A 19,222-nucleotide genomic window follows, 5' to 3' on the forward strand; every position below is an offset into this window, starting at 1 on the left:
TAGCTCCAAATCGCTTTATCAAATCTCGACCACCGGCCGACGCTTGGTTGCTTAAGGGAACAATTCCTATATGGCAATGGCTTATTCGAAGTATCAGAACATGATCGGCATCGGCGCGCCAAAAATCTCGTCTTCAGAAAACGTGTTAGACAAATCCTCGCCGAGGTCTACGCCCTGCGCTCTCACCCCCTGCATCATTCGGACCACCAAAAGCAATGCGGCGACCAGATCGTCATGCATACCCGGTTTGGCGGCAAAGCTCTGTTCGCGCCTTACATAGTTTTTCAACTCGACCACGAGGTTTTCACTGAAAACCCCTACCTTGCCCGCCTCAAACAGGTTCTTAAGCGTGGCGCAGGCTGAAATTTTCGAATGTTTGCCGGTCGTGAGGCCTTTGCGGAAGCGCTTCGTCTGTCCACGTTTGCGGGGCTCATGCAACATGATGCCGGGGAAATTCTGTTCGCCGATTTCGTCGATGACCAGAAGGTTGGCCTCGCCCAGACTGTTATTCTCAACCGTCCAGTAAATTTCCGGATCGCCATATTGATCGGGATGATTGCGAAGCTCTGCGTCGAGGAAGTGCAACATTCGCATCAGGGTGCGCATCTGCCCACGAGGGTTGGTCTTGTTGCTCTGCCATTCCGCGACCTGCTGCATTCCCGGAACCATGAAAATCTGGATCGCTGCGGCATCATTTTCGGTGCCCAGCGAAGGGTCAAGCGCCACCAAATAGATATGGTTTGGAAGTGGCTCCATATACCATCGCGAGGAATCGACGAAGAAATCCGGTGCCCGTCCCTTCACATATGAGAGCGTCATCGGATTGATCAGCGTTTCGTCATCGGACACGAAGCTGCAATTGCTCGACATCACGCCATTGCTGACGTAGCGATGCCCATCGCTGGCTTCGATGATGTCATAAACCGGCTCAACCCGATCGGTTTTACGAACTGACTTCACCTTGGTGAAACGACCGTCCGCACGCGCAACCCGGTCACCAACTTTCACTTCATCGACGGTCTTGAGACCATTATAGGCAAAGAGCCGATGCGCACCAGAGCATTCCAGTTTACGGTTATTGCTGAATTCTACCTGCCAGATTGCGGTATCGCCCATATGAGCAATCCCTGCAAAATCTACATATTTGCCACCGGCACCCATGATCTGGAGCCCAAGGCTATTTGGAACATATTCTTTCATGAGAATATTTAGTGCGGAGTTTATTGATCAGCGCCGCTCGCGGTCGTTACCGCTAGGGTCATGGACAACATTCTCCCCACTATTTCTGATGTCATGAACCCAAATGGACTACCCACGATCGACGAATTGCGACGTGGAGAAACGCCTCACTGGTTCGGTCTGGGTTTCATCCAGTTGAAGCTCGACTATGTAAACAGGATGCATTTCTGGCATCCTGATCTCACGGCGGATGTCCCCGATGAGGAGGTGCATAACCACCGCTACAGCTTCAGGTCCACGCTGGTCGCTGGCGCACTGACCAACGAAATTTTCTCGTTCGAGCCGCACTCCGGTGGCCAGTATGAGATGGTATCTGTGTCGTGCAAAAAGGGAGACGGCGATATCTGGGAGGCGCGTGGTAACCGCAAAAGCCTAGCCTTCATCCCTGTGGCGCGCGGTGAGCGATATTATCTCGATCGAGACACCTTCCACCGCACGCATGCGCGGTTCGCCATTACCCGCCTTCAACGTAACTGCGATGTACCCTTCAGACCCCGTGCAATGGTTCTGAAGCAGGTTGATGGTCCGCGCGTCTGCCCATTCGGAAATGACATTCCGGTCGGTCGTCTGTGGGAATATATCGAGGACTGCCTTGCCATGGGCTCGCAGAACGATCGGGAACACAAGCCCGGCTACCATTTGCGGGAAATCACCAAGGGTGTGCTTGGTAGCCCAAGTAAAATCATCGAAGAGGCGCAGGAATTGCTCGATGCTCATGAACAGGGCTCGATCATCATGGAAAGCGTCGAACTGTCAGACCTCTATGGGGCAATCCGTGCCTATATGGACGAACGACATCCCGGCCTGACATTCCGGGACCTAGAAGCCATGGCCAACATCACCGAAAGGGCTTTCCGTAATGGACGCCGCTAAGCTTCGCCATCTATCGGCCGCGATGAATTTCTGGGAGGGATATGGCTTCGAGCCGGTAGATGTCCCTTGGCGCGTGACCCATCATAGCATTCGATCCACCCTCCCCTTTGCAGTAGATGGTGTGCTGGATAAGCGTGATATCTACATGTCCGGGAGGGACCATCTGTGTCTGGTGGGATCGGCCGAACAGTCGTTTGTGGAAATGCTCACCACTGGTGCTCTGGAGCAGATCGATCAAGACAGCACGCAGGTCTATAAGGGGCGATATTGTGCGTTCAGCCCGTGTTTCCGGGATGAAGAGGAAGATCACCTCCATCAGAAGGAATTCGCTAAGGTCGAGCTTTTCTCGACGATCGACACCATGCCCGAGGCGATCGACAAAATTGCCAAGATGAATGCGGCAATCATGACGGACATCGCCCGGCGCTCAGGCTTTGAAGTGACAGTCGATATCCAGCCCACAGTCGAAGGAACCGACCTCCTCATCAATGGTGTGGAAGTCGGTTCCTACGGGGTGCGCGAATGGCGCGATTTCCGATGGTTTTATGGAACGGCATTGGCCGAACCACGGTTTACGAAGGCATTGCTTACGCAGCCATCTTGAGCGTGTGGAAGAGATCACCCATGGTGGCCGGGAACTCTCGGTCACCACTTTTGAGCCAGATGGCCGTGTCGGCATGACAGCATTCCATTTCCTGTGCGAATTTGGCTTCACCAAGCGATTCACGGAAAGGCTTGGCCCATTCCTCGTCACGCTCGGGATGCTCTGACCATGGCACCTTGATGGCGAAGAAGTCATTCTTTCCCCGACCATGAGCCGAAGTCAGATTACCAAACTCATCCTTGTTATCCATGGCCGCACGCCAAATCTGGGCAAACTGGTCGGTATCTGACTTTGGCGTGGACGTGATGATGCAACCACCGCCAGTTGACAGGGTAGGCTGAATAGCCGTCCAGAAAGGCCCCGCCGCATTGGGGGCCACGAACGCGAATTCGTCGCATTGGTGGGAGCTTATTCCATTAGCGTATATGATATGGTCTGTCGAGTCAAAAATCTCAAAAGTTTCAGCGAGATTTATTTCCTCCGTGCTTTCGACTCGTTGTGGGCCATTTTGCCCGTCAAGGCACATTCCCGGAACGATGTCCTCTACGGCAATGAGTTCACCGTTGGACACAAATCGATGGTCGAGTGTCGCCTCTACCGCCCCCTGATCGGTGGTAATGCGGCGACCTTTGCGCTCTCCGATGTTGTGAATTACGCCCTTGAAATCTTGCCACCCAAACGGGGTTAGGATTTCATATTCTGAGTTTTCAGTATAATTTTGGATCAAACCGTTCATTGTATCGCTTGAGAAGACTAATCGATCCCCTCACTCCTTCATTATATATTTCCATAAACTGCTGAAACTCTTGTTTTGACAAATCAGCAGTATAGCCGGAACTACTTAGGAGTTGGCCAAGATTATGATCGTGATTGGTTCGCCTATCGCTATTCACCTTCCACGGCACGGCTTCGAGATTAGACCGGGAAGCAATAACCCAAGGCGAAATCCCAAGATGGAACCCCTTGAGAACGGGGAATACATGATCGATTTGAAAAGCCCCAATAGCTCCCATCCGACCGGTCGGCTTTCCATCAAGCAATTCATTTTTGTGACGGCGAGACAGCCAATCGACAAAATACCGGTACGCCTTCCACTCCGAAGCGTGCTCTTTCTTCGCGCGTTTGTGTTCTGCCGCCAACGTCTCTACCTGCTTCGGCCGCGCAACCTCTGCTATTTTCTGATAGCCAGAGATACCGTCCGCATCCCGCTGCATCAACGCATCGCGCGTTTTGCGCCCCTTCCGCTGATTAACTGTGAGACCGTCCTCGCCCACCACGGCGCGGCTTACGGTAGCTTTCTTTACTGATGCGGCATGTCGTGAGATACCACTGGCGTCCTCCATTGACAGCCCATGAGAAATCACACTCGTGTGCCCCTTGCATGTCAATTTCTGTTCAGGAAACCGTTCCCGGAACGCATCCCACGACATCATCAAAATGCCTTCTACATAAGGCTTTTTGATGTTCAACATCCGCTCACCGAGAAGCGGACAGGTGAGGTAGTCGATGCCCTCCCTATCATCGGGCAGATCGTATAGACGGGCATTTCGGGACCGATTGCGATCGATATAGCGTTTGACGGCGTAGCCCGTGGCGGCATCGTCTCTGCCGATTTTCTGCGCCAGCGGAATAACTTCAGCGTCGGCCACAGATTTTCGAATACCCGACCCGTATCCTTTGCTGAAACAGCTATAACCGTGATCTGGTCGTTTTTCGATGTCGTTGATTATCGCATAGAGCCGTTCAGAAAACCCTGCATCTCCGAAATCTCGTGGCGAGGCCATGATGCGGCGATAGAGTGCCGGTTCCTCTGTCATGAACCGACCGGTCAACATATCCAACGGTGATGGATGCGCCTTGATCCAAACGATGTCTGCATTAGTAACCGGTGTGGTTGCAAGGACTTGTGACGCTTTGACCATCCGATGCTTAGGATAGCCTTCGGTAAAGTTGATGAACTTGAGTTCGATATCGCTCAGCGGACACAACGGTCTGGAGGTCATATCATGGACGAGGTGGTAGACACGTTCATTGAATGACGTGCTCGCATCGAGCCATGGGGTCTCGGTAATAACTCTGTCGAACCACTCAGGGTTTCGGGAGGCTAAATGCCTCCCGAAATTTGTCATGTTACCGAAATCGTCAACCTTCGCTTTCAGCGCTGTCACAAAGTCCATAGAGCTTTTCAAGTGAGACCTTTTCGATAATTCCAGTCTTTTTACTTCTCACTGTTACTTCAGTTTCGCCAGAAAGACAATACAACAGAGAAACCGAAAGACCACGACCAGCGTTTGGGGTAGTGGCGCGACACACGATGCGTGAGCCATTATCAAACGAGATCGATCGCTTATTATATTCGGTGACTGCCATTCGAAACTGATCTGGTAGGTTCTCGTAGCCGAACTTGATACGCTCCATGATTTCCTGCGCGGCAGCAAGGATGTTACCCACAATGAGGATGGTGGTGTCGGGGACATACATTGCCTTCCACAGCAGATAGGCGGCTGCACAGGTCGTGTTATGGGTGGGAATGAGGGTTTTGCCGCAGAGGAACAGATGGTCCTCATTATCGACCTGAAGGCACCGCACAGGCACGCTGTCGACGGGTTCAATCGACCGGATAAAAATGTGCCGGTCAGCTATGTCATCCGAACCATGCACCAGAGCGTGGGTGTTGAAGCTCAAGCGATAGGCCCGGCCATCAAATTCAGGGCGCTTCGCCTGAACGCCCAAGGTGCTCAACAGGAGGCGGATTGCATCGATCGTATCCCGGTCCTCAAGGACGAATTCCCAGCCGCCCTTGTCATCAGATAGGGAGCCATTGGCGTCCATCAGGCCGCTGATCAGCGATCTGCGGTGATATTCCGCAAGGAGGACATCCTGCGTGCTGAGCGTTTCACGGCGCTGGCCAACCAGTTTTCCCTGTTCATAGGTATCGCGATCGCTCTCTCCCTCAATGACAAGTGGCGCGCTCTGCTTGATGTAGACGCCACGTTTATGTTTGCGGAAAAGAGGGATGAGTTCCTCTGTCGTCACCAGCTTATCTTCGCCATGATCGACGATCGACCAGATGTGCTCCGCATCGGCGACGATGGTCTCACCGTGCGTAAATTCGACCGCAAAGCATTCATGATCGGTCATCGTGTCGGTGATGAACGTGATGGTGGCTGGGCGACCATCTGCGCCGAAAATCACGTCACCGACGTTGAGTTCGCCCATTGTGGTGAACCCGGTAGTGGTGAGGATCGACGTGCCTGTATAGAGCGCCTTGCCCATCTGACGGGCCGTAAGGGCGATAGAGAAACGGTTATTATGAAAAGCCTTCAGAAGCCGGATTTGGTATTCAAACGGTTCGAAGGGGACAGCACCCTTGAGAGGGTGCTGAATCATTACATGGTGGCGGATAAAATGAAACGGATCGTAGAGGCAGCGTGCAAATTCTAGCTGCTCTTCTTCCGTATAAGTTGTTACCGCACCGGGCTGTTTAATTGCACTATTGTCTGCCATCCAATATTTAGGCAGACTTTAATGATTTGACGGCCCGTTACCGGTTGATGAACCCCTTGATCTTGCTCACCGAAGCAGGATCGGAGAACAATGCCTCCATCCCAAAGTGCAATGGCTGCGGCCAATCCCCGAATTCAACCCATGCGTGATCTTCTGCTTCCCAGCCAAGATCGGGCTCGAATTCATCTTCGATTACGGCAAGGAAATTGCTGTATCGGAACGATCCACTGGTGAAGACCAGCAGGGGAACCATGTCCATTCTCTTCGAAAACCCGGTTTCCTCACGCCCCTCGCGCTCGGCTGCATGCGCAGGTTGCTCATCGCTTTTGTGCGCGCCGCCGCAATTACCCCAAGTGTGTGGCTGGAGGACGCTCATTGAACGAAGCATCAAAAGCAGTCGGCCGGTGCTCTTGGCGAGGAAAACGCACCCAGCAGCTTGCGCACCGAAAAAGCCAGTTTTGTCCAGAGCATCATAATGCTCTTCATCCTCGCGTTCATATTCGGCCGGGGGAGGAATATATTGCCCCTCCCCTTCTACGACGATGTCGATAAAGTCGCGGATATTTTCAGGCTTCTTGGACATAGTTATATGCAATCTCGTCGATGGCGGTTTTCAGATGCGCCGCAGGATGAATTTCATCGCCATTCTTATCAAGAATATTGATGACAGTCACTTTGAATGAGCGCCCCATTCCGTTGAAACGAGCGGTCCCAAAACCATGTTCGGAACCTACTTTCCACGGGAAATTGAATGTCGACGCGCTCATGGACATTTCGGCGGCGGACAATTCCTTGTCCTCGACATCATCTGCCTCCATCACGCTCTCGACAAACACCTTGGCAAGAATTGACTGCTCGGGCTCGGCGCTATTGTCGATCTGGGCCAGAAGGTTCCCCGCGTCCTTCACGTTGAGATATTTTTCCTTTCCACTGACGCCGTCGCGCACAGTCACATTACCAAGGGCATCGTCCTCCCAAGTGTAGCGAACCTCGCCGCCATCATCTTCGGAAACGACTTCTTCCTCATTGCCCAATCGAGCGGCAAGCTGATCGATCAGGTTGGGGATTTCCTCAGCCGACACGCCCAGATAGGTGCCCATGGCTTCCATGGCCTTCTGATTGAAGCGGGGGCGGGCGATGATCTCGTCATCGCTCAGCGCCACGGACTTGCGCTGAAGGAGGTTGTAGAGTTTGTCGAGAACGTCGAACATCAGGCTTCACCCCGCCCGATCTTCGTGACCTTGCGGCTCAGGGTGTGGAGTTTACCCTCAGCGTCACGATAGGTGCGGCGCACGACCGTTTCCGTGGTATCGTCGCAGTCGATATCCTCAGCATTGGGGACGACTTTGGGGGCATCGGCGATTTCGGCGTTGAAGCTCTCATCTGTCTCCACCGAACAGCCAGTGTTCTTTTCCCGAACCTGCTCCAGATACTGGAGGAAGCGGCTGGTGGCCTTATTACCGTAATAGCCTTCGCTTTCCGTTTCGCCTTCGCTGTTTTTGGAATCGTCCAGAAGCGCGGCCGGAGCCCACCCATTTTCGGTCGCTTCGCGCTTCATGTCGGCAACGGCATCGGCCTCACCCATCGCTGTTTCCAGCGGATCGCCTTCGCCATGAACCACAATGAATTCATCAGGGATGCGTGCTGCAACCTTGCAAGCCATACGTAGCGCCACAGGGCTGACGGGGAGCGCAAGCACCATGTCGAGGATATAGACCTCACGGTTCTGAACATTGACGAAATCCAACGGGAGATGCTGGATCATCGTGCGACGAACCGGCTCAAAGCTCACAGGATTATAGCGGGCAACAGCCTGCTCGATGCGCTCAAGGCGACGGACGGCCGCAACGCGCTCTTCCTCAGTGCCCTCAATCTCACCAAGCGGCAAAATGCTCTTGAGGCGGTAGAAATAGGTCCGCTCGACCATGGCCAAATAACTCTTCAAATCTCTTTTCATCACGGGCTCCTGATTTGTTCTATTTATGCATTTTTCTCAGCTTCGGCCCGCGCAGCGATCGCCGCTTCATCGGCTTCCTGCTGGGCTTTCATCGCTTTGTGCATGTCGCGCAGCATGTCAGCGGTGCTGGTAGCCATCACGGTCGCCTGCGCCTGAATGACCCCTTCGCCGCCATTGTTGGCCGCGTTGTTGAGCTTGCGCTCTTCCAGTTCCATGCGCTTTTGATCAAGCATCAGCTTCATGGTCTTGAGTTGGTTGTCGCGCTTGGTCGACACTGCGTCCATCGCATGCTTGATGAAGGCGTTCGCCACTTCAAACGCACGCGGCGCGCGGGCCGGGTCAAGCTCCAATGCCAGATCGGTCAGGGTGCGGCTGTGGGTGAGAAATTCCCCATAGAGGAAGTCAAGCTTGTCCTCGCTATCCTTTCCCGACAGCAAATCTTCAGCGAGTTCCTCGCGACGCTTGGTCGACACCGATAGCGCAACTCTCTGGTCGAAATCATCCGGCAAATCCAGATGATGCTCCTGCTCGAACAGTTCCAGATCATCATTGAGATCGACGGTCATTTCATACGGTGCCTGTTCGTCGATTTCGTCTACGGCAGGCGTCTTGGCACCAAAGGCCGCAAGCGCTTCCTCCAATGATCGCAGGCCTAGCGTGTTTTCAATTCCTTTAGTCATTTCTTTCCTCTCGTGCCCCAGAGGAAGATTTCGTTCTCCGTCATCACGCGGAAATAGATACCGCGTTTGGTACAGAACGCCCTCGCGGCGGCCCATTTTGCTTCGTTGATTTTTTGTGTGAGAATGGTCTTTTGGGCAGATTTCCCACGACCGGTCACCGGAACTCCGGGAACTTCCTTGTAGGGTTTCACCTCGATCATTTCACAACGCTGGCGACCGGTGGCATCGGCATACATGATGATAAAATCAGGCACGTAGACGGTGTGTCGACCGGTCAGCGGATGGCGATATGGTAGTGAAAAAGGTTCTGATGCCCACGAAATGACGTCGGGATGCATATCGAAAGTCTCCATGACTTTCTTCTCCCAACCCGATCGGTAAATGATCTTCCCCTGCCCGACATATTTGTGCGGGTTCTTGGGGATGAATTCGTCTTTCAGAAACTTGTTCGCCATCCCCTATTTAGGCTTCAGGTGAACGTTCCCTTCTTACCTATCTGAGCCGTGCCATCCATAGATGCATTCGTGTAGGCATAGCCCTCCGACGTGAGCGAAATGCCATCACTGCTCTGGGTCTCATACATGACGGCAGGCGCGGTGATAATGTCGTCGGTGATGGGATAGGCCAGTGGGACAAATCCGCCAGCTACGACATCGCTGAAATCGTCATTCTGCGTCGCTGTGGTTGCGGCGGCAGCCTTAGAGCCGAAGCTGAAATTGCCATATTTGCTCAGCACGCTTGCGCCGCTGAGGACCTTACCGACGAGGCGACCAGCGTTTCCATTCAGGCCAGTTTCGCGCATCACCGTGCTGACGATCCCGTTGCCGGGAAGGTTGAGAGAGTCGAGGAAATCGGTGGCCCGGTTTACGGTGTTCATCGATGCCGACGAGGAGGTAGCCGCCACGTCCAGAACCTGCCCCGAAAATTCGTTCGCAAAGATCGAGTAGAGGGCCTGATCCGATGATAGCGGCATGGGTGCGCCATTGTTCGCATAGAGAACACCCTCGAAGAAGAAGGTCATGCGAATGGTCGCAGGGGCGCTATCCTCGAAATCGACTGGATCGGGCGTGAAAGCAGAAATCTTCGGGTGGATGAGATCGGTGCGCGTGAAACGACCGCCATACAGATCGAAAATCTGAATGGAATCAAAGAAATACTGGGAGTTAAGCGACGAGGTAGCGTTGCTACCCGCCGGGCGCGATTTGAGACCAAAGCCGGTTTCTGCGCCGCTTACCACTTCGGCAATGATATCGTCCTGCCAAGCGTCAATGCTCGACTGGTTGAATGCACCAAAATGGTATTTCGCATACTCATTCCACATCTGGACAGCGAGGTTGTCCGTGGTGTCATAGAGCGTGATCGTGATCGGATTATATTTGATACCCGTGTGAATGGTGCGCTTTTTGCCATATTGGCTTTTTTCGTCAGTCTGAGGCTCAATGGCAGGCTTTTCGATCGCCTTGCATATGAAGCCGACTTCCTCACGCCATAGACCGCTGGTACTGATCAGAGGGCGGGTGAAACGCACATAGAACAGGTTCTTGGGACGAACCTGTCTAATGCTGTCAGCGCCCAATACCACGCTCGCACTGTTAGGAGTGGCGAGCATGGCATCGGGACGGTTGAGGAGGTCAGAGCGGGTGCCAGTCATTCAAGATCAGTTGATGAAAGTGCTCGCGTTCAGAACCGGGTTGATCGGGAACAGATCGCCTTCCAGCGTCGCGTTATCGGGACGGATGGTAAGCTGGATCGTTGCCGGATCAGAGGACGAGAAGTCCCAGTCGGTGCCTTCATAGCCCTGAAGGAAACAGCCTTCATACCACCAAGTGGACAAAATGCCGTCACCACCATCCATCGCATCAAGCTTCATATCGAACTTGTAGCTGGCGGCGGACAGAGCAGTGGTCTGCTGAAGACGGTTGGTCTGCTTCTGAAGCTGGTAGGAAACCAGACGCATAGCCGAGTTCGACACGTCGTCGCGCAGAGTGACCGTGAACGTTCCCAGTTCCAGCTTGCCGCCATAATAAGCGGTGCTGTTGTAGCTGTGAATGGCCTGTTCGGGGTTGGTTTGGCTGGGCATGGTCATCGACACGACGTTCTGCGTAAAGTCGATGCCGCCGGTGCCCGGACCAAAGTTGAAGACGCGCAGGCGGAAACGGTTCTTCGGCTTCGGCATCATCAGATTACCGCGCTGACCGTCCAGCGGAACGCTATAGTATTGAAGGGTTGACATCCTTGAACTCCTAATAGATGGCTTTCATCTATTTAGGCATTCTAATTATATTTGGACTTTTAGCCCTTTGGCCAAAAAGAAACGGGGTGGTTTCCCACCCCGTTCTAGTTTTCGTTTCTTGGAGTTATCCCAGATCGGAATCGAGATCGCGGAAACGGACCGGGATGTAGACGAACTCTACTGCGCCGATCGGCTTGATCCACACGTCGATCCACAGTTCGTGGCGCATACGGCGATCAGGCGTGTTGTTGGTTTCGTCACAGAGAACTGCATAGTCTTCGATCGCGCGGAGCGACATCAGACCATTGAAGAAACGGCTGACCGTGATGGTTGCGGTTTCGCGGGTCGACGAGTCATTCTGCTCGAACAGGAACTTGCGGGTATCCTTGTTCAGGTGATACTTCACATAGTTGGCCAGACGAACGCCCTGCACACGATCAAGTGCGCTTGCCGAAGCCGCAAGGGTCTTCTGACCCATGACGTAGAGCGCATTGTTTTCGTTCGTGATCGGGTTGATCTTGTTCAGATAGAGATTGTCACGGTGACCGGCATTGAGGTTCACAGGAACAAATTCATTCTCCGACGAGATGTAACCGATGGAGGTCGCGTTATCGACCAGACCACGCTGCAAACCAGCCGGGGCGAACCAAGGCTGGCCAACACGGTCGTTGTAGAGGAACGCGCGGATAGCCAGCGAACTCGACGGGACGGCGACGTTCGAACCATCATAGTTGGTCGACAGGCCCCAGCCATAATATGCCGCAGCATATTCATAGGCAGTCGTCAGACCGTCTTCGCCGTTCTCAGCAGCCATATTGGCGTTCTGAGCCCATGCGATCGCAGCCGTCGGCGACAGGCGAGCAGGCATATCGGTGATCAGGGTCGAGACTTCGCTCTGATCGCGGTTCAGCGTCGCCAGTTCGTCCAGCAGTTCGGGATAACCCGGTGCGGTGGCGAGCATGTAGTAGACGTTTTCAGCACGAATATCGTCGTTGCTGGCAACAGCTTCCTGCATCGAGCGGACGATCATCGCGCGCTGAGCCTTGCGACCCATATACGGCGAACCATCGATCTTGTTGCCCGAGACCGTCACCCAGCGACCGGCATCGGTCTTGGGGAAGGTGAACACGTTCGAACCAACGGTGTAGCTGACTTCCGAATAGTTGGTATTCGGGTCGAAACCACCGTCGACGAAATGAGCAGGACGCCATTCCTTGACGTTGTTGGTCGCATAACGAGTGTTGAACAGCAGAGTTCCGGCCGGATAGTTGCGAGCATCCGGGGCGTCGGGGTCGACGAAATCCGAAACCAGCATGTCGTCGGCTTCGACGCTGTTATAGTCGTAGCCGGTGGCAACCTGACCGGTGAATGCAACGCCAGAATCCTGACGAGCATCGGCGAACACGATACCATTCGGGGTGGTCTGGTCGGTCTTGTCGATCAGGAGCCACTTGCCAGAAACCGCATCATAGCGACGCAGAGCCGGGTAGTTTTCCTCATCGCTGGAATCGAGCCAGATGTCGTCGCTAACCAGCGGGGTGCCGTCGCTCTGGGCCTTCGGAGCCGAACCAGAGATGATCACGCCCTTGGGGTCGGTGTTGACAAAGCTGTTCTTGTAACCCTTCCAGTTCTGACCGTTGCCGATCATCACGTCGACGCGATAGTCGGTCGAGAACCACAGCGCGCCAGCTTCGGGGTCCGAAACAGGAGCAGTGCTCGACGCCTCATACGACAGGGTCGCAAAGCCAGCACCATCATAGCGACGCAGTTCGCGCGCGCCAGTTGCAGCGTCATAGCCGACATACAGATCGCCAGCGGCGACGCTTGCGGAGAAGCCAGCCAGAGCGGCGGTATCCTTGCCAGCAGCGCCATCGGCAAGAGCCGAGTTGAACGCATAGGCCGGAACCGGCAGAACCGCCCACTGAGCGGTCGCATTGTTGTAGCGCTTCACGACGAACTTGCTGCCCTTGGCGGGCTCGGTCATCTTGATCCACATGTCGTTGGCGACCGAACCGGCCGGGAACGAAGCATTGTTGGTGAAGGTCAGGCTGACGCCCTTCTTCGTGCCAGCAGTCAGACCCAGAGTGGCCAGAGCGGTGCCGGTGACATTCGCCAGAACGATGTCGCCGCCGGTCGAATTGGTGATGACCAACTGATTGGCAACAACAGCGGCCGTGATGCCGGGGATCGCAGCCGTGGTGATCGCAGCAACAATGCTGGTCAGGTTGGCAGCGCTAAACGCCGACAGGCTGGTGCCATTGATGGAGATCGTGCCGGTGACAGCCGACGGGCTGACAATCGAGGAAACGGTGGTGGGGTGCGCTGCCTTCCACTGCGTCGAGCCAACCTTGACCCAAGCACCAGAAACCTTTTCCCACAGGAGGTTGCCGGTGGTCTGCGGAACGATGACGAAATCGCCATTGTTTCCGAAGGTGACCTTCGGCGCGAAAGTGCCATCGACGTCAGTCGCGGTCGCAATCTTCGGGGAGACGCTGACCCAAGCTGCGCCGACATTGGCATTGCCGTTCGAGCGATAGACGCCGAACGAGGACGCACCAACGTCGAACCAGTGCTGACCATTTGCAGGGGCACCAGCCGGGGCGCTGTCCGACGGAACCAGTGCGGCAAGGTCGATATCTGCGCGCAGGACGAGAGCCGAATTCTGGACCCCCATGACCTGCCATACCTGATGCAGACCATACTCGTTCAGTTCATAGCCGTGCAGAGACGAACCCTGCGACGAGTAGAACAGCGGAGTACCATAAGCCTGAAGCACTTCGCGCTGCGAAGTTGCCGGAAAAACCTTACCGCTCATCGCGGTCGTTGTGTAAAGAGCAACACCAGAGCCGGTCGGCGAAACCTTGTTGGCCGCCGTAGCGATCACAATAAGGGGAACCGTGCCAGCGCCAGCACTGTTGTAAAACGACTCGTTGATGATCTGAACATCAACGCCCGCCGAAACCAATGTAGCCATCAGAGAAAACCTCCAAGAATCTCGTTCGTGTATTTATGCCTTGGAGGTGTTTTCGAGGGCTGTTTTGGACGGCCTTTATTATCCCCCAAAGACGTTATTAGTCTGTGAGGGTATTTAGGTCAGAGGCTTCTATTAGGTGGCAATTCGCCCCTATTGGCTGAATACTTCAGAAATCGCAGCGATGCCGTTCGGCTTCATTTCGCGTGTGCCGACAGCGGCATAAATTCCTTCAGGAATGGGAGGGACACCATCCATCTCCAGAAAGCCACCGCCGTCCCATTCGGTCCACACGCCGCAACCCTGATCAAAAACGTAACAGGGTAGAGCGCCCTTCCCTTCAAACCGGTCGAGGAACATCTGCACCGCCCATGCCGTGCCACCCGCAACGAGACCACGCTCAAACCGAGACACGGCATAAAGTGACGAGGACCAGCGGACCTGATAGAAATTTCGTCGAAGCAGGCTGGCCACGAACTGGTTCATGACAGGCCAACGACGCTTGAGCGTCCGATTGGCAACAACAAGATGCTCATCGGCTTCGAGAAGCTGTTCCTGCGTCAGGAAATGGCGCTCATTCTCCGGGACCGAGCTTCGATGGCCGCGATATTCCCAATGCACCACGGTATGCCCGGCCGCGCGCGCCGCATCACCCCACATGGTGTCAGCCCCGACAGCACCACCAGACATGCAAATGCTCTCAGGCATAAACGCCACTTACAAAGCTGGCGACCTTGTCATGCAGGGCAGCGATCGTATCGTCGTTTGACAATATGGCGTCGAAATCCTGACCGATCCACGCCCATTCGCTCTCGTGGACGTCATCCATCGACTTCATGATAGCGAGTGACTGTGCGCACCCGGCATTGGCTGCTGCTGCGGTATCGAACCACCAAGGATCATCGCCACGCTTGATCCGCACGATCATTCCGCCGCGCGCGCGCACGGCCGCCAGTTCATTGGGAAAGCGCCCATCCTTGATCGCGATGTCCTCGCCCTCGAACATTTCGAGACGACGATCGGTGCTGAGAATCCAGATACGGTCATCGAAGTGATTGCGCATCAGGTCGGTGCCGAAATGGGTCATTGCCCAACGAGGAGAGAAATTGGGGATACCGAGCTTGGCCGCCCACCACGGGTCCACCTTTTCGCGCCATTCACGGCTCTCGACCGTGTCGCCATTGAGCAGAGCGCGATCCCAGACGAATATGGAAGCCAAGCAATCCTTGATCGGATCGGCGAAGGCAAACGCCTTGAACCCCATGCTCTCTGTCAGGTAATTTGCGGCCGTATCCTTGCCGCACGACTTGAAACCAACAAACGCAATCAAATTACTCATTCAGGGGAACTCTCAAATTCCCCTGAAGAGTATCGATCTGGACTAACACAAGTCCATTTTAATCATGCCATCAGCGGCAGTGACGACAAAATCCCATGGAGTTCGGACTTCAGGCCGAACACATAGGCGCATGTATCGACCGGGATCAGGTGAAGGGTTTTACCATCGTGAAGTGGATATTCCGGGTCATGGACCATCGCAGCATGGTGTCCTTTCAGAATTGCCAGATCAACTATTTGCCTGATGTCCGCGATATGTGCCCCCAGAACCACTTCGGTCCCAAAACCGTGGCCGGTTTGGGCCTCCCATTGTTTCAAAAGGGAATTGAGCACTTCATCATTTTTTTGCCGAGCCTGATAAACCATCTGGTTGGCCGCGTGCCCAGTCTGGGCACATGGCAACCCGGTTTTTCTTTTATCAGAAGTCCCAACTAGACTTTCCATGTCAGTTCTGAGAAGGACGTAGAGAATTTCATAATCGTTCGCCATCAAATCATACCCATTAAATAGTTATATGCGCAGAACCCCTATATGTGTCGAGACACAGATTTTGCAATTTTATCGCGAAGGGGTTGTGATATCCGACATTGCGCAGAAATGCTCAGTGTCCATGTCGGCGGTTCGCAAAGTTCTAAAGCGCAACAATGTTCAAGGCAGAGACCCTAAAGTTTACAATGCCAGATCGGCTCATAAGCGGTTGAAATTAACACCACATCAGGCTGAGGAAATGAAGTGCAAATATGAGAATGGATTATCGACGGCATCGCTAGCCGAGGAATATAATTTAAACCCATCGACCATCGTCCAATATCTTAAGCGTCGTGGTGTTGTGATCAACCAATACGATCAACGACGGAAGCATGTTGACGTAGATATAGACGAGCTAACACGTTTATATGAGAGTGGAATGTCGCTGCGAGAAGTGGCTTCTCTGCTTGGTGTAACCGTGTCTGTAGCAACCGATCGCCTAGTCGGAGCCAAAACCCCGCTGAGACCACGCAATGAAAAAGTCAGCATCCCGGTGAACCATTGCATCGCGCTATACAACTTTGGTTTTTCAATGGCAAAACTTTCTGAAATTTTCGCATGCTCCGAATGGGTAATCTGGAAAAATTTTCGCGATGCAGGTGTGGAAACAAGAGGTCCTGATCATCCTTCGAGAAAGTTGGCCGCTTCGCGTGCTATGAGTGAACGCATATCAAAACGTGGTGATATCAAAATAGGTAATAATGAGCATAAAATGATTAGCCTGCTGATAGAAGCTTATGGAGATGTAGAAGAGCAATTTCAGTTGCGTAAAGGTGGTCATCATTATGATGCGTATGTCGGTGGTATTTTATGGGAACTAGACGAAAAGCGTCATCGAGAGAAGCGTCAAAAAGCACTTGATCGACGCTACGATCTCGAAGCCTTAGAATGTGGTATCGAGGTTCGTAGGATATGGGAATGGGATTTGGAAACCCATGGGATATCGATTTGGCACAACTACCAAATGCATGAACAAAATTTATCCGATGACGAATCCATACCCTAAACGTTGACCGACGCCGTCCTTAATCTCCAGATCGAGCTTTTCGATCTCAGCCTGCGCCTCGGATTTGATCGAGTCGCCATTGAGGGTAATGCCGCCCTGCGGACCAGCGAGGTTTCCGTAAAGGGCACGCGCTTCGCCCAGCATCAGTTTGGCCTGAGCGATCGCGTAGGAGGACAGCCACGGGCGAGCGTAGACGTCCTGCAACAGGACTTCCTCCGGCTGAGCATTATAGACATGCAGAACCACTTCCTCACCCGAGTTGATCTTGCGATGGAGGTGCAGTTTCTTCGTCGTGGGATTGAACTGGAACAGAACGTCGCGGCCGAACATGCGGCCCATCGTCTTGAGGTTCTGCATCCCGAAATCATAGGTAGCGAGCCAGCCTGCGCCACCACCACCAAAACCCATGCCACCCGGCATGACGGCGGTATACATCGAGTTGGAGAAGGCAAGGCTAAAGGGGTCTACAGCGCCCCCTGCGAGGCCACCAGCGATCGAGGAGCGGTAGACTACCTGAACCTCCTGAACCTCCTGAGGGAGCGTGTAGATGGCTGTATCGGGCTGCGTTTCGATAAAGACGAAGCTCTCCTCGACCGCGTGACCGGAGCGCTGGCGATACCGCTGCACGGCATAGTCGATCGCCAGATTGTAATGATCCACTTCAAGTTCGACATCGATCATCATGCCGCCAAGGCGTAGTTCGATTTCCTTGATCATCTTGGCCCGCTGGGGCGGCAATACGGCGTCGGTCATGGTCCTTCATCCTGTTAGGGTTCGGGACTATTTAGGCTCCGTTTCCGAAGTGGTTTCCGCTGCGGGCTCGGCCGCAACCGGCGCGGGCGTCTCATCCTCATCCCCGCCGATGGCCTCGAACCCGTTGGACGAAACCTTGATCGAACGACGGTTGATGGCGAACCCGAGCGTAATCAGCACGACGAGGGAACCACCAAGGGAGATCGTGAGCGCGCGACCAAGTAGGTCGATGCGGGTAGCGGCGGTTTCGACCGGCCACGCGCCCTTCCAGATAATCCAGACCACCCATGCGGCAAAGAATGTCAGCGCCACCGATCCCAGAACGCTGGCGATCAGGGCGAGAAACGAACGCCACTCACGCGGTGGCCACTGAGGGAGGTCGATCTTCTGCATAGCCTTCTATTTAGGCCGAAGATCGACTTCCCCGTTCGTCACCACTTGGGGCGATATCCACGCTCATATGGGTTCTCCTGAACGCCATAACCGATATTCCATTTGTTGCGCATTTCCTCAAACAACTGACGGGCAACCATCTCACCTACTGCACAAACGAAGGACGCTTCCTCGTCACGCGACATGACATAAGGGGGATCAATCCGACTATACGAGATCACTCGTTCCTTGTTGTAATCGCCCGCTATTGCAGAGAGGCGAACCCCCAGTTCTTGGTTGATGGGTTGACGTTCCAGAGATAATTCTATCAGGACTTGGTTTCGCTTACGCGCATCATTTGCCCAGCGTTGGGAACGGAACTGCCTTTCCCATTCAGCACTTTGTTGCTGCAACTCTTCCAGCTTCGCGCTGTTCTCCGCATTCTGCTGATCGATTTGTTGCGCAAGTCGCGCTTGCTGTTCTTGAAGCTGTCTTTTCTGATTTCGACCGAAACGCTTTGCCATTAAATTGAGTGATCCAAAGTTTCACCCAAGATATCAAACCGACCCGGTCGACCTCAATTTAAATATGCTGCGCCAGATCATAGGCGCGTTGGCGCATGTCAGGTCCTTAGTGAATGTCGCGCAGATGCATGATGTCATGCACATTGCCATCGTCGTCCTCGACTTGATAGCCTCCGCTGCCGGGGACGACCCGACCTGACAGACTGCCGTCATACCAGCCATGTTCGGTGCGGATGATGGCCACACGCTGGTTATCCTCGAAAACCTGATCAGCCGCAACTGGGTGGACGATTTTGAGCACCCGCGCGATATGCAGGAATGCCTTTTCCCAGCGCTGGCGCTCCACCGCGTTCTTGAAATTGACCATATGCTTTTGATGCCCGGCGTAGCGCGGATTCTCCAGCAACTGGTCAAAGAGCGGGATGAGATCGACCATGGCCGGAACGTCAGAGAAATCCCCCGCGTTCAATGTTACCCCGATCAATCGAAGCAGGAAGGTCGCATCGTAAATATCGAGCTTCGGTCCTCGTTTGGGATCATAATAGGGGTGCCATAGCTCGCCACTGTGCGTGCGCAATAACCGGTCAAGCTCCCGGACCTTCGGCGGCATTTTCTTCAGGTTGGCGTGCTTTACCAT

Annotated in this window: 22 protein-coding genes; 3 read left to right on the forward strand and 19 right to left on the reverse strand. The window is 54.0% G+C overall.

The window, feature by feature from the left end; translation table 11 throughout:
* Positions 1–93: 93 nt before the first annotated feature.
* The gene (locus AC0KVN_RS04050; RefSeq protein ID WP_483655851.1) at positions 94–1,200 is read right to left on the reverse strand and encodes a phage terminase large subunit family protein; all 1,107 of its coding nucleotides are present in this window, start codon (positions 1,198–1,200) and stop codon (positions 94–96) included.
* A gap of 60 nt (positions 1,201–1,260) precedes the next feature.
* Here AC0KVN_RS04050 and AC0KVN_RS04055 point away from each other — a divergent pair, with 60 nt between their 5' ends.
* Both AC0KVN_RS04055 and AC0KVN_RS04060 read left to right on the forward strand, forming a co-directional pair.
* On the forward strand, positions 1,261–2,112 hold the full coding sequence (locus tag AC0KVN_RS04055; RefSeq protein ID WP_483655852.1) for a nucleoside triphosphate pyrophosphohydrolase family protein: 852 nt from the start codon (positions 1,261–1,263) through the stop codon (positions 2,110–2,112).
* Complete coding sequence (locus AC0KVN_RS04060; protein ID WP_483655853.1) at positions 2,099–2,716, forward strand: class-II aminoacyl-tRNA synthetase family protein; 618 nt, start codon at positions 2,099–2,101, stop codon at positions 2,714–2,716. The genes AC0KVN_RS04055 and AC0KVN_RS04060 overlap by 14 nt, the downstream gene beginning before the upstream one ends.
* On the opposite strand, the gene AC0KVN_RS04065 is transcribed toward AC0KVN_RS04060, so the two are convergent.
* The 14 genes from AC0KVN_RS04065 to AC0KVN_RS04130 all read right to left on the reverse strand — a co-directional run bounded on the left by AC0KVN_RS04065 (position 2,700) and on the right by AC0KVN_RS04130 (position 15,891).
* Positions 2,700–3,452 (reverse strand): Hint domain-containing protein, encoded by a 753-nt coding sequence (locus AC0KVN_RS04065; protein WP_483655854.1) that lies wholly within the window; start codon positions 3,450–3,452, stop codon positions 2,700–2,702. The two genes, AC0KVN_RS04060 and AC0KVN_RS04065, sit on opposite strands and share 17 nt — an antisense overlap.
* Positions 3,424–4,893 carry a hypothetical protein gene (locus tag AC0KVN_RS04070; RefSeq protein ID WP_483655855.1) on the reverse strand — a complete coding sequence of 490 codons (1,470 nt, stop codon included), beginning with the start codon at positions 4,891–4,893 and terminating at the stop codon, positions 3,424–3,426. The genes AC0KVN_RS04065 and AC0KVN_RS04070 overlap by 29 nt, the downstream gene beginning before the upstream one ends.
* Positions 4,859–6,223 carry a hypothetical protein gene (locus tag AC0KVN_RS04075; RefSeq protein WP_483655856.1) on the reverse strand — a complete coding sequence of 455 codons (1,365 nt, stop codon included), beginning with the start codon at positions 6,221–6,223 and terminating at the stop codon, positions 4,859–4,861. The genes AC0KVN_RS04070 and AC0KVN_RS04075 overlap by 35 nt, the downstream gene beginning before the upstream one ends.
* Before the next feature lie 37 nt (positions 6,224–6,260).
* Positions 6,261–6,806, reverse strand: a complete 546-nt coding sequence (locus tag AC0KVN_RS04080) for an NUDIX domain-containing protein (RefSeq protein ID WP_483655857.1) — start codon at positions 6,804–6,806, stop codon at positions 6,261–6,263.
* Positions 6,790–7,434: a hypothetical protein gene (locus AC0KVN_RS04085; protein WP_483655858.1), complete on the reverse strand. Its 645-nt coding sequence runs from the start codon at positions 7,432–7,434 to the stop codon at positions 6,790–6,792. Before AC0KVN_RS04085 ends, AC0KVN_RS04080 begins: the two co-directional genes overlap by 17 nt.
* A complete protein-coding gene (locus AC0KVN_RS04090) occupies positions 7,434–8,180 on the reverse strand; it encodes a hypothetical protein (protein ID WP_483655859.1) in 747 nt (248 codons plus the stop codon). Before AC0KVN_RS04090 ends, AC0KVN_RS04085 begins: the two co-directional genes overlap by 1 nt.
* A 23-nt stretch (positions 8,181–8,203) precedes the next feature.
* Entirely contained in the window at positions 8,204–8,956 is a 753-nt protein-coding gene (locus AC0KVN_RS04095) for a hypothetical protein (protein ID WP_483655860.1), read from the reverse strand.
* Positions 8,857–9,315 (reverse strand): TnsA endonuclease N-terminal domain-containing protein, encoded by a 459-nt coding sequence (locus AC0KVN_RS04100; RefSeq protein WP_483655861.1) that lies wholly within the window; start codon positions 9,313–9,315, stop codon positions 8,857–8,859. The genes AC0KVN_RS04095 and AC0KVN_RS04100 overlap by 100 nt, the downstream gene beginning before the upstream one ends.
* Positions 9,316–9,329: 14 nt before the next feature.
* A complete protein-coding gene (locus AC0KVN_RS04105; protein WP_483655862.1) occupies positions 9,330–10,511 on the reverse strand; it encodes a hypothetical protein in 1,182 nt (393 codons plus the stop codon).
* Positions 10,512–10,517: 6 nt separating this feature from the next.
* A complete protein-coding gene (locus AC0KVN_RS04110) occupies positions 10,518–11,093 on the reverse strand; it encodes a hypothetical protein (RefSeq protein ID WP_483655863.1) in 576 nt (191 codons plus the stop codon).
* 124 nt (positions 11,094–11,217) lie between these two features.
* On the reverse strand, positions 11,218–14,067 hold the full coding sequence (locus AC0KVN_RS04115; RefSeq protein ID WP_483655864.1) for a phage tail sheath C-terminal domain-containing protein: 2,850 nt from the start codon (positions 14,065–14,067) through the stop codon (positions 11,218–11,220).
* Positions 14,068–14,217: 150 nt separating this feature from the next.
* A complete protein-coding gene (locus tag AC0KVN_RS04120) occupies positions 14,218–14,754 on the reverse strand; it encodes a hypothetical protein (RefSeq protein WP_483655865.1) in 537 nt (178 codons plus the stop codon).
* Positions 14,755–14,764: 10 nt separating this feature from the next.
* Positions 14,765–15,403 carry a deoxynucleotide monophosphate kinase family protein gene (locus tag AC0KVN_RS04125; RefSeq protein ID WP_483655866.1) on the reverse strand — a complete coding sequence of 213 codons (639 nt, stop codon included), beginning with the start codon at positions 15,401–15,403 and terminating at the stop codon, positions 14,765–14,767.
* Between the two features lie 62 nt (positions 15,404–15,465).
* On the reverse strand, positions 15,466–15,891 hold the full coding sequence (locus AC0KVN_RS04130; protein ID WP_483655867.1) for a hypothetical protein: 426 nt from the start codon (positions 15,889–15,891) through the stop codon (positions 15,466–15,468).
* 121 nt (positions 15,892–16,012) lie between these two features.
* Here AC0KVN_RS04130 and AC0KVN_RS04135 point away from each other — a divergent pair, with 121 nt between their 5' ends.
* Entirely contained in the window at positions 16,013–16,936 is a 924-nt protein-coding gene (locus tag AC0KVN_RS04135; RefSeq protein WP_483655868.1) for a hypothetical protein, read from the forward strand.
* Here AC0KVN_RS04135 and AC0KVN_RS04140 read toward each other — a convergent pair.
* From AC0KVN_RS04140 to AC0KVN_RS04155, 4 genes are all read right to left on the reverse strand, one after another.
* Positions 16,910–17,689, reverse strand: coding sequence for a hypothetical protein (locus AC0KVN_RS04140; RefSeq protein WP_483655869.1), 780 nt, complete (start codon positions 17,687–17,689; stop codon positions 16,910–16,912). The genes AC0KVN_RS04135 and AC0KVN_RS04140 overlap by 27 nt on opposite strands.
* A gap of 27 nt (positions 17,690–17,716) precedes the next feature.
* Positions 17,717–18,082 carry a TMEM199/VMA12 family protein gene (locus AC0KVN_RS04145; RefSeq protein ID WP_483655870.1) on the reverse strand — a complete coding sequence of 122 codons (366 nt, stop codon included), beginning with the start codon at positions 18,080–18,082 and terminating at the stop codon, positions 17,717–17,719.
* A 38-nt stretch (positions 18,083–18,120) separates the two neighbouring features.
* Entirely contained in the window at positions 18,121–18,585 is a 465-nt protein-coding gene (locus tag AC0KVN_RS04150) for a hypothetical protein (protein ID WP_483655871.1), read from the reverse strand.
* Positions 18,586–18,691: 106 nt separating this feature from the next.
* Positions 18,692–19,222 carry a hypothetical protein gene (locus AC0KVN_RS04155; RefSeq protein WP_483655872.1) on the reverse strand — a complete coding sequence of 177 codons (531 nt, stop codon included), beginning with the start codon at positions 19,220–19,222 and terminating at the stop codon, positions 18,692–18,694.

Source organism: Sphingobium sp. SG1 (genome assembly GCF_057063145.1).

What these genes read in the sequence shown, in the direction of transcription:
- AC0KVN_RS04155 (WP_483655872.1), bottom strand. Translation starts at nt 19,222, where the DNA reads ATGGTAAAGCACGCCAACCTGAAGAAAATGCCGCCGAAGGTCCGGGAG.
- AC0KVN_RS04060 (WP_483655853.1), top strand. Translation starts at nt 2,099, where the DNA reads ATGGACGCCGCTAAGCTTCGCCATCTATCGGCCGCGATGAATTTCTGG.
- AC0KVN_RS04085 (WP_483655858.1), bottom strand. Translation starts at nt 7,434, where the DNA reads ATGTTCGACGTTCTCGACAAACTCTACAACCTCCTTCAGCGCAAGTCC.
- AC0KVN_RS04065 (WP_483655854.1), bottom strand. Translation starts at nt 3,452, where the DNA reads ATGAACGGTTTGATCCAAAATTATACTGAAAACTCAGAATATGAAATC.
- AC0KVN_RS04110 (WP_483655863.1), bottom strand. Translation starts at nt 11,093, where the DNA reads ATGTCAACCCTTCAATACTATAGCGTTCCGCTGGACGGTCAGCGCGGT.
- AC0KVN_RS04050 (WP_483655851.1), bottom strand. Translation starts at nt 1,200, where the DNA reads ATGAAAGAATATGTTCCAAATAGCCTTGGGCTCCAGATCATGGGTGCC.
- AC0KVN_RS04115 (WP_483655864.1), bottom strand. Translation starts at nt 14,067, where the DNA reads ATGGCTACATTGGTTTCGGCGGGCGTTGATGTTCAGATCATCAACGAG.
- AC0KVN_RS04120 (WP_483655865.1), bottom strand. Translation starts at nt 14,754, where the DNA reads ATGTCTGGTGGTGCTGTCGGGGCTGACACCATGTGGGGTGATGCGGCG.
- AC0KVN_RS04125 (WP_483655866.1), bottom strand. Translation starts at nt 15,403, where the DNA reads ATGAGTAATTTGATTGCGTTTGTTGGTTTCAAGTCGTGCGGCAAGGAT.
- AC0KVN_RS04150 (WP_483655871.1), bottom strand. Translation starts at nt 18,585, where the DNA reads ATGGCAAAGCGTTTCGGTCGAAATCAGAAAAGACAGCTTCAAGAACAG.
- AC0KVN_RS04055 (WP_483655852.1), top strand. Translation starts at nt 1,261, where the DNA reads ATGGACAACATTCTCCCCACTATTTCTGATGTCATGAACCCAAATGGA.
- AC0KVN_RS04095 (WP_483655860.1), bottom strand. Translation starts at nt 8,956, where the DNA reads ATGGGCCGCCGCGAGGGCGTTCTGTACCAAACGCGGTATCTATTTCCG.
- AC0KVN_RS04070 (WP_483655855.1), bottom strand. Translation starts at nt 4,893, where the DNA reads ATGGACTTTGTGACAGCGCTGAAAGCGAAGGTTGACGATTTCGGTAAC.
- AC0KVN_RS04075 (WP_483655856.1), bottom strand. Translation starts at nt 6,223, where the DNA reads ATGGCAGACAATAGTGCAATTAAACAGCCCGGTGCGGTAACAACTTAT.
- AC0KVN_RS04130 (WP_483655867.1), bottom strand. Translation starts at nt 15,891, where the DNA reads ATGGCGAACGATTATGAAATTCTCTACGTCCTTCTCAGAACTGACATG.
- AC0KVN_RS04090 (WP_483655859.1), bottom strand. Translation starts at nt 8,180, where the DNA reads ATGAAAAGAGATTTGAAGAGTTATTTGGCCATGGTCGAGCGGACCTAT.
- AC0KVN_RS04140 (WP_483655869.1), bottom strand. Translation starts at nt 17,689, where the DNA reads ATGACCGACGCCGTATTGCCGCCCCAGCGGGCCAAGATGATCAAGGAA.
- AC0KVN_RS04105 (WP_483655862.1), bottom strand. Translation starts at nt 10,511, where the DNA reads ATGACTGGCACCCGCTCTGACCTCCTCAACCGTCCCGATGCCATGCTC.
- AC0KVN_RS04145 (WP_483655870.1), bottom strand. Translation starts at nt 18,082, where the DNA reads ATGCAGAAGATCGACCTCCCTCAGTGGCCACCGCGTGAGTGGCGTTCG.
- AC0KVN_RS04135 (WP_483655868.1), top strand. Translation starts at nt 16,013, where the DNA reads ATGTCGGCGGTTCGCAAAGTTCTAAAGCGCAACAATGTTCAAGGCAGA.
- AC0KVN_RS04100 (WP_483655861.1), bottom strand. Translation starts at nt 9,315, where the DNA reads ATGGCGAACAAGTTTCTGAAAGACGAATTCATCCCCAAGAACCCGCAC.
- AC0KVN_RS04080 (WP_483655857.1), bottom strand. Translation starts at nt 6,806, where the DNA reads ATGTCCAAGAAGCCTGAAAATATCCGCGACTTTATCGACATCGTCGTA.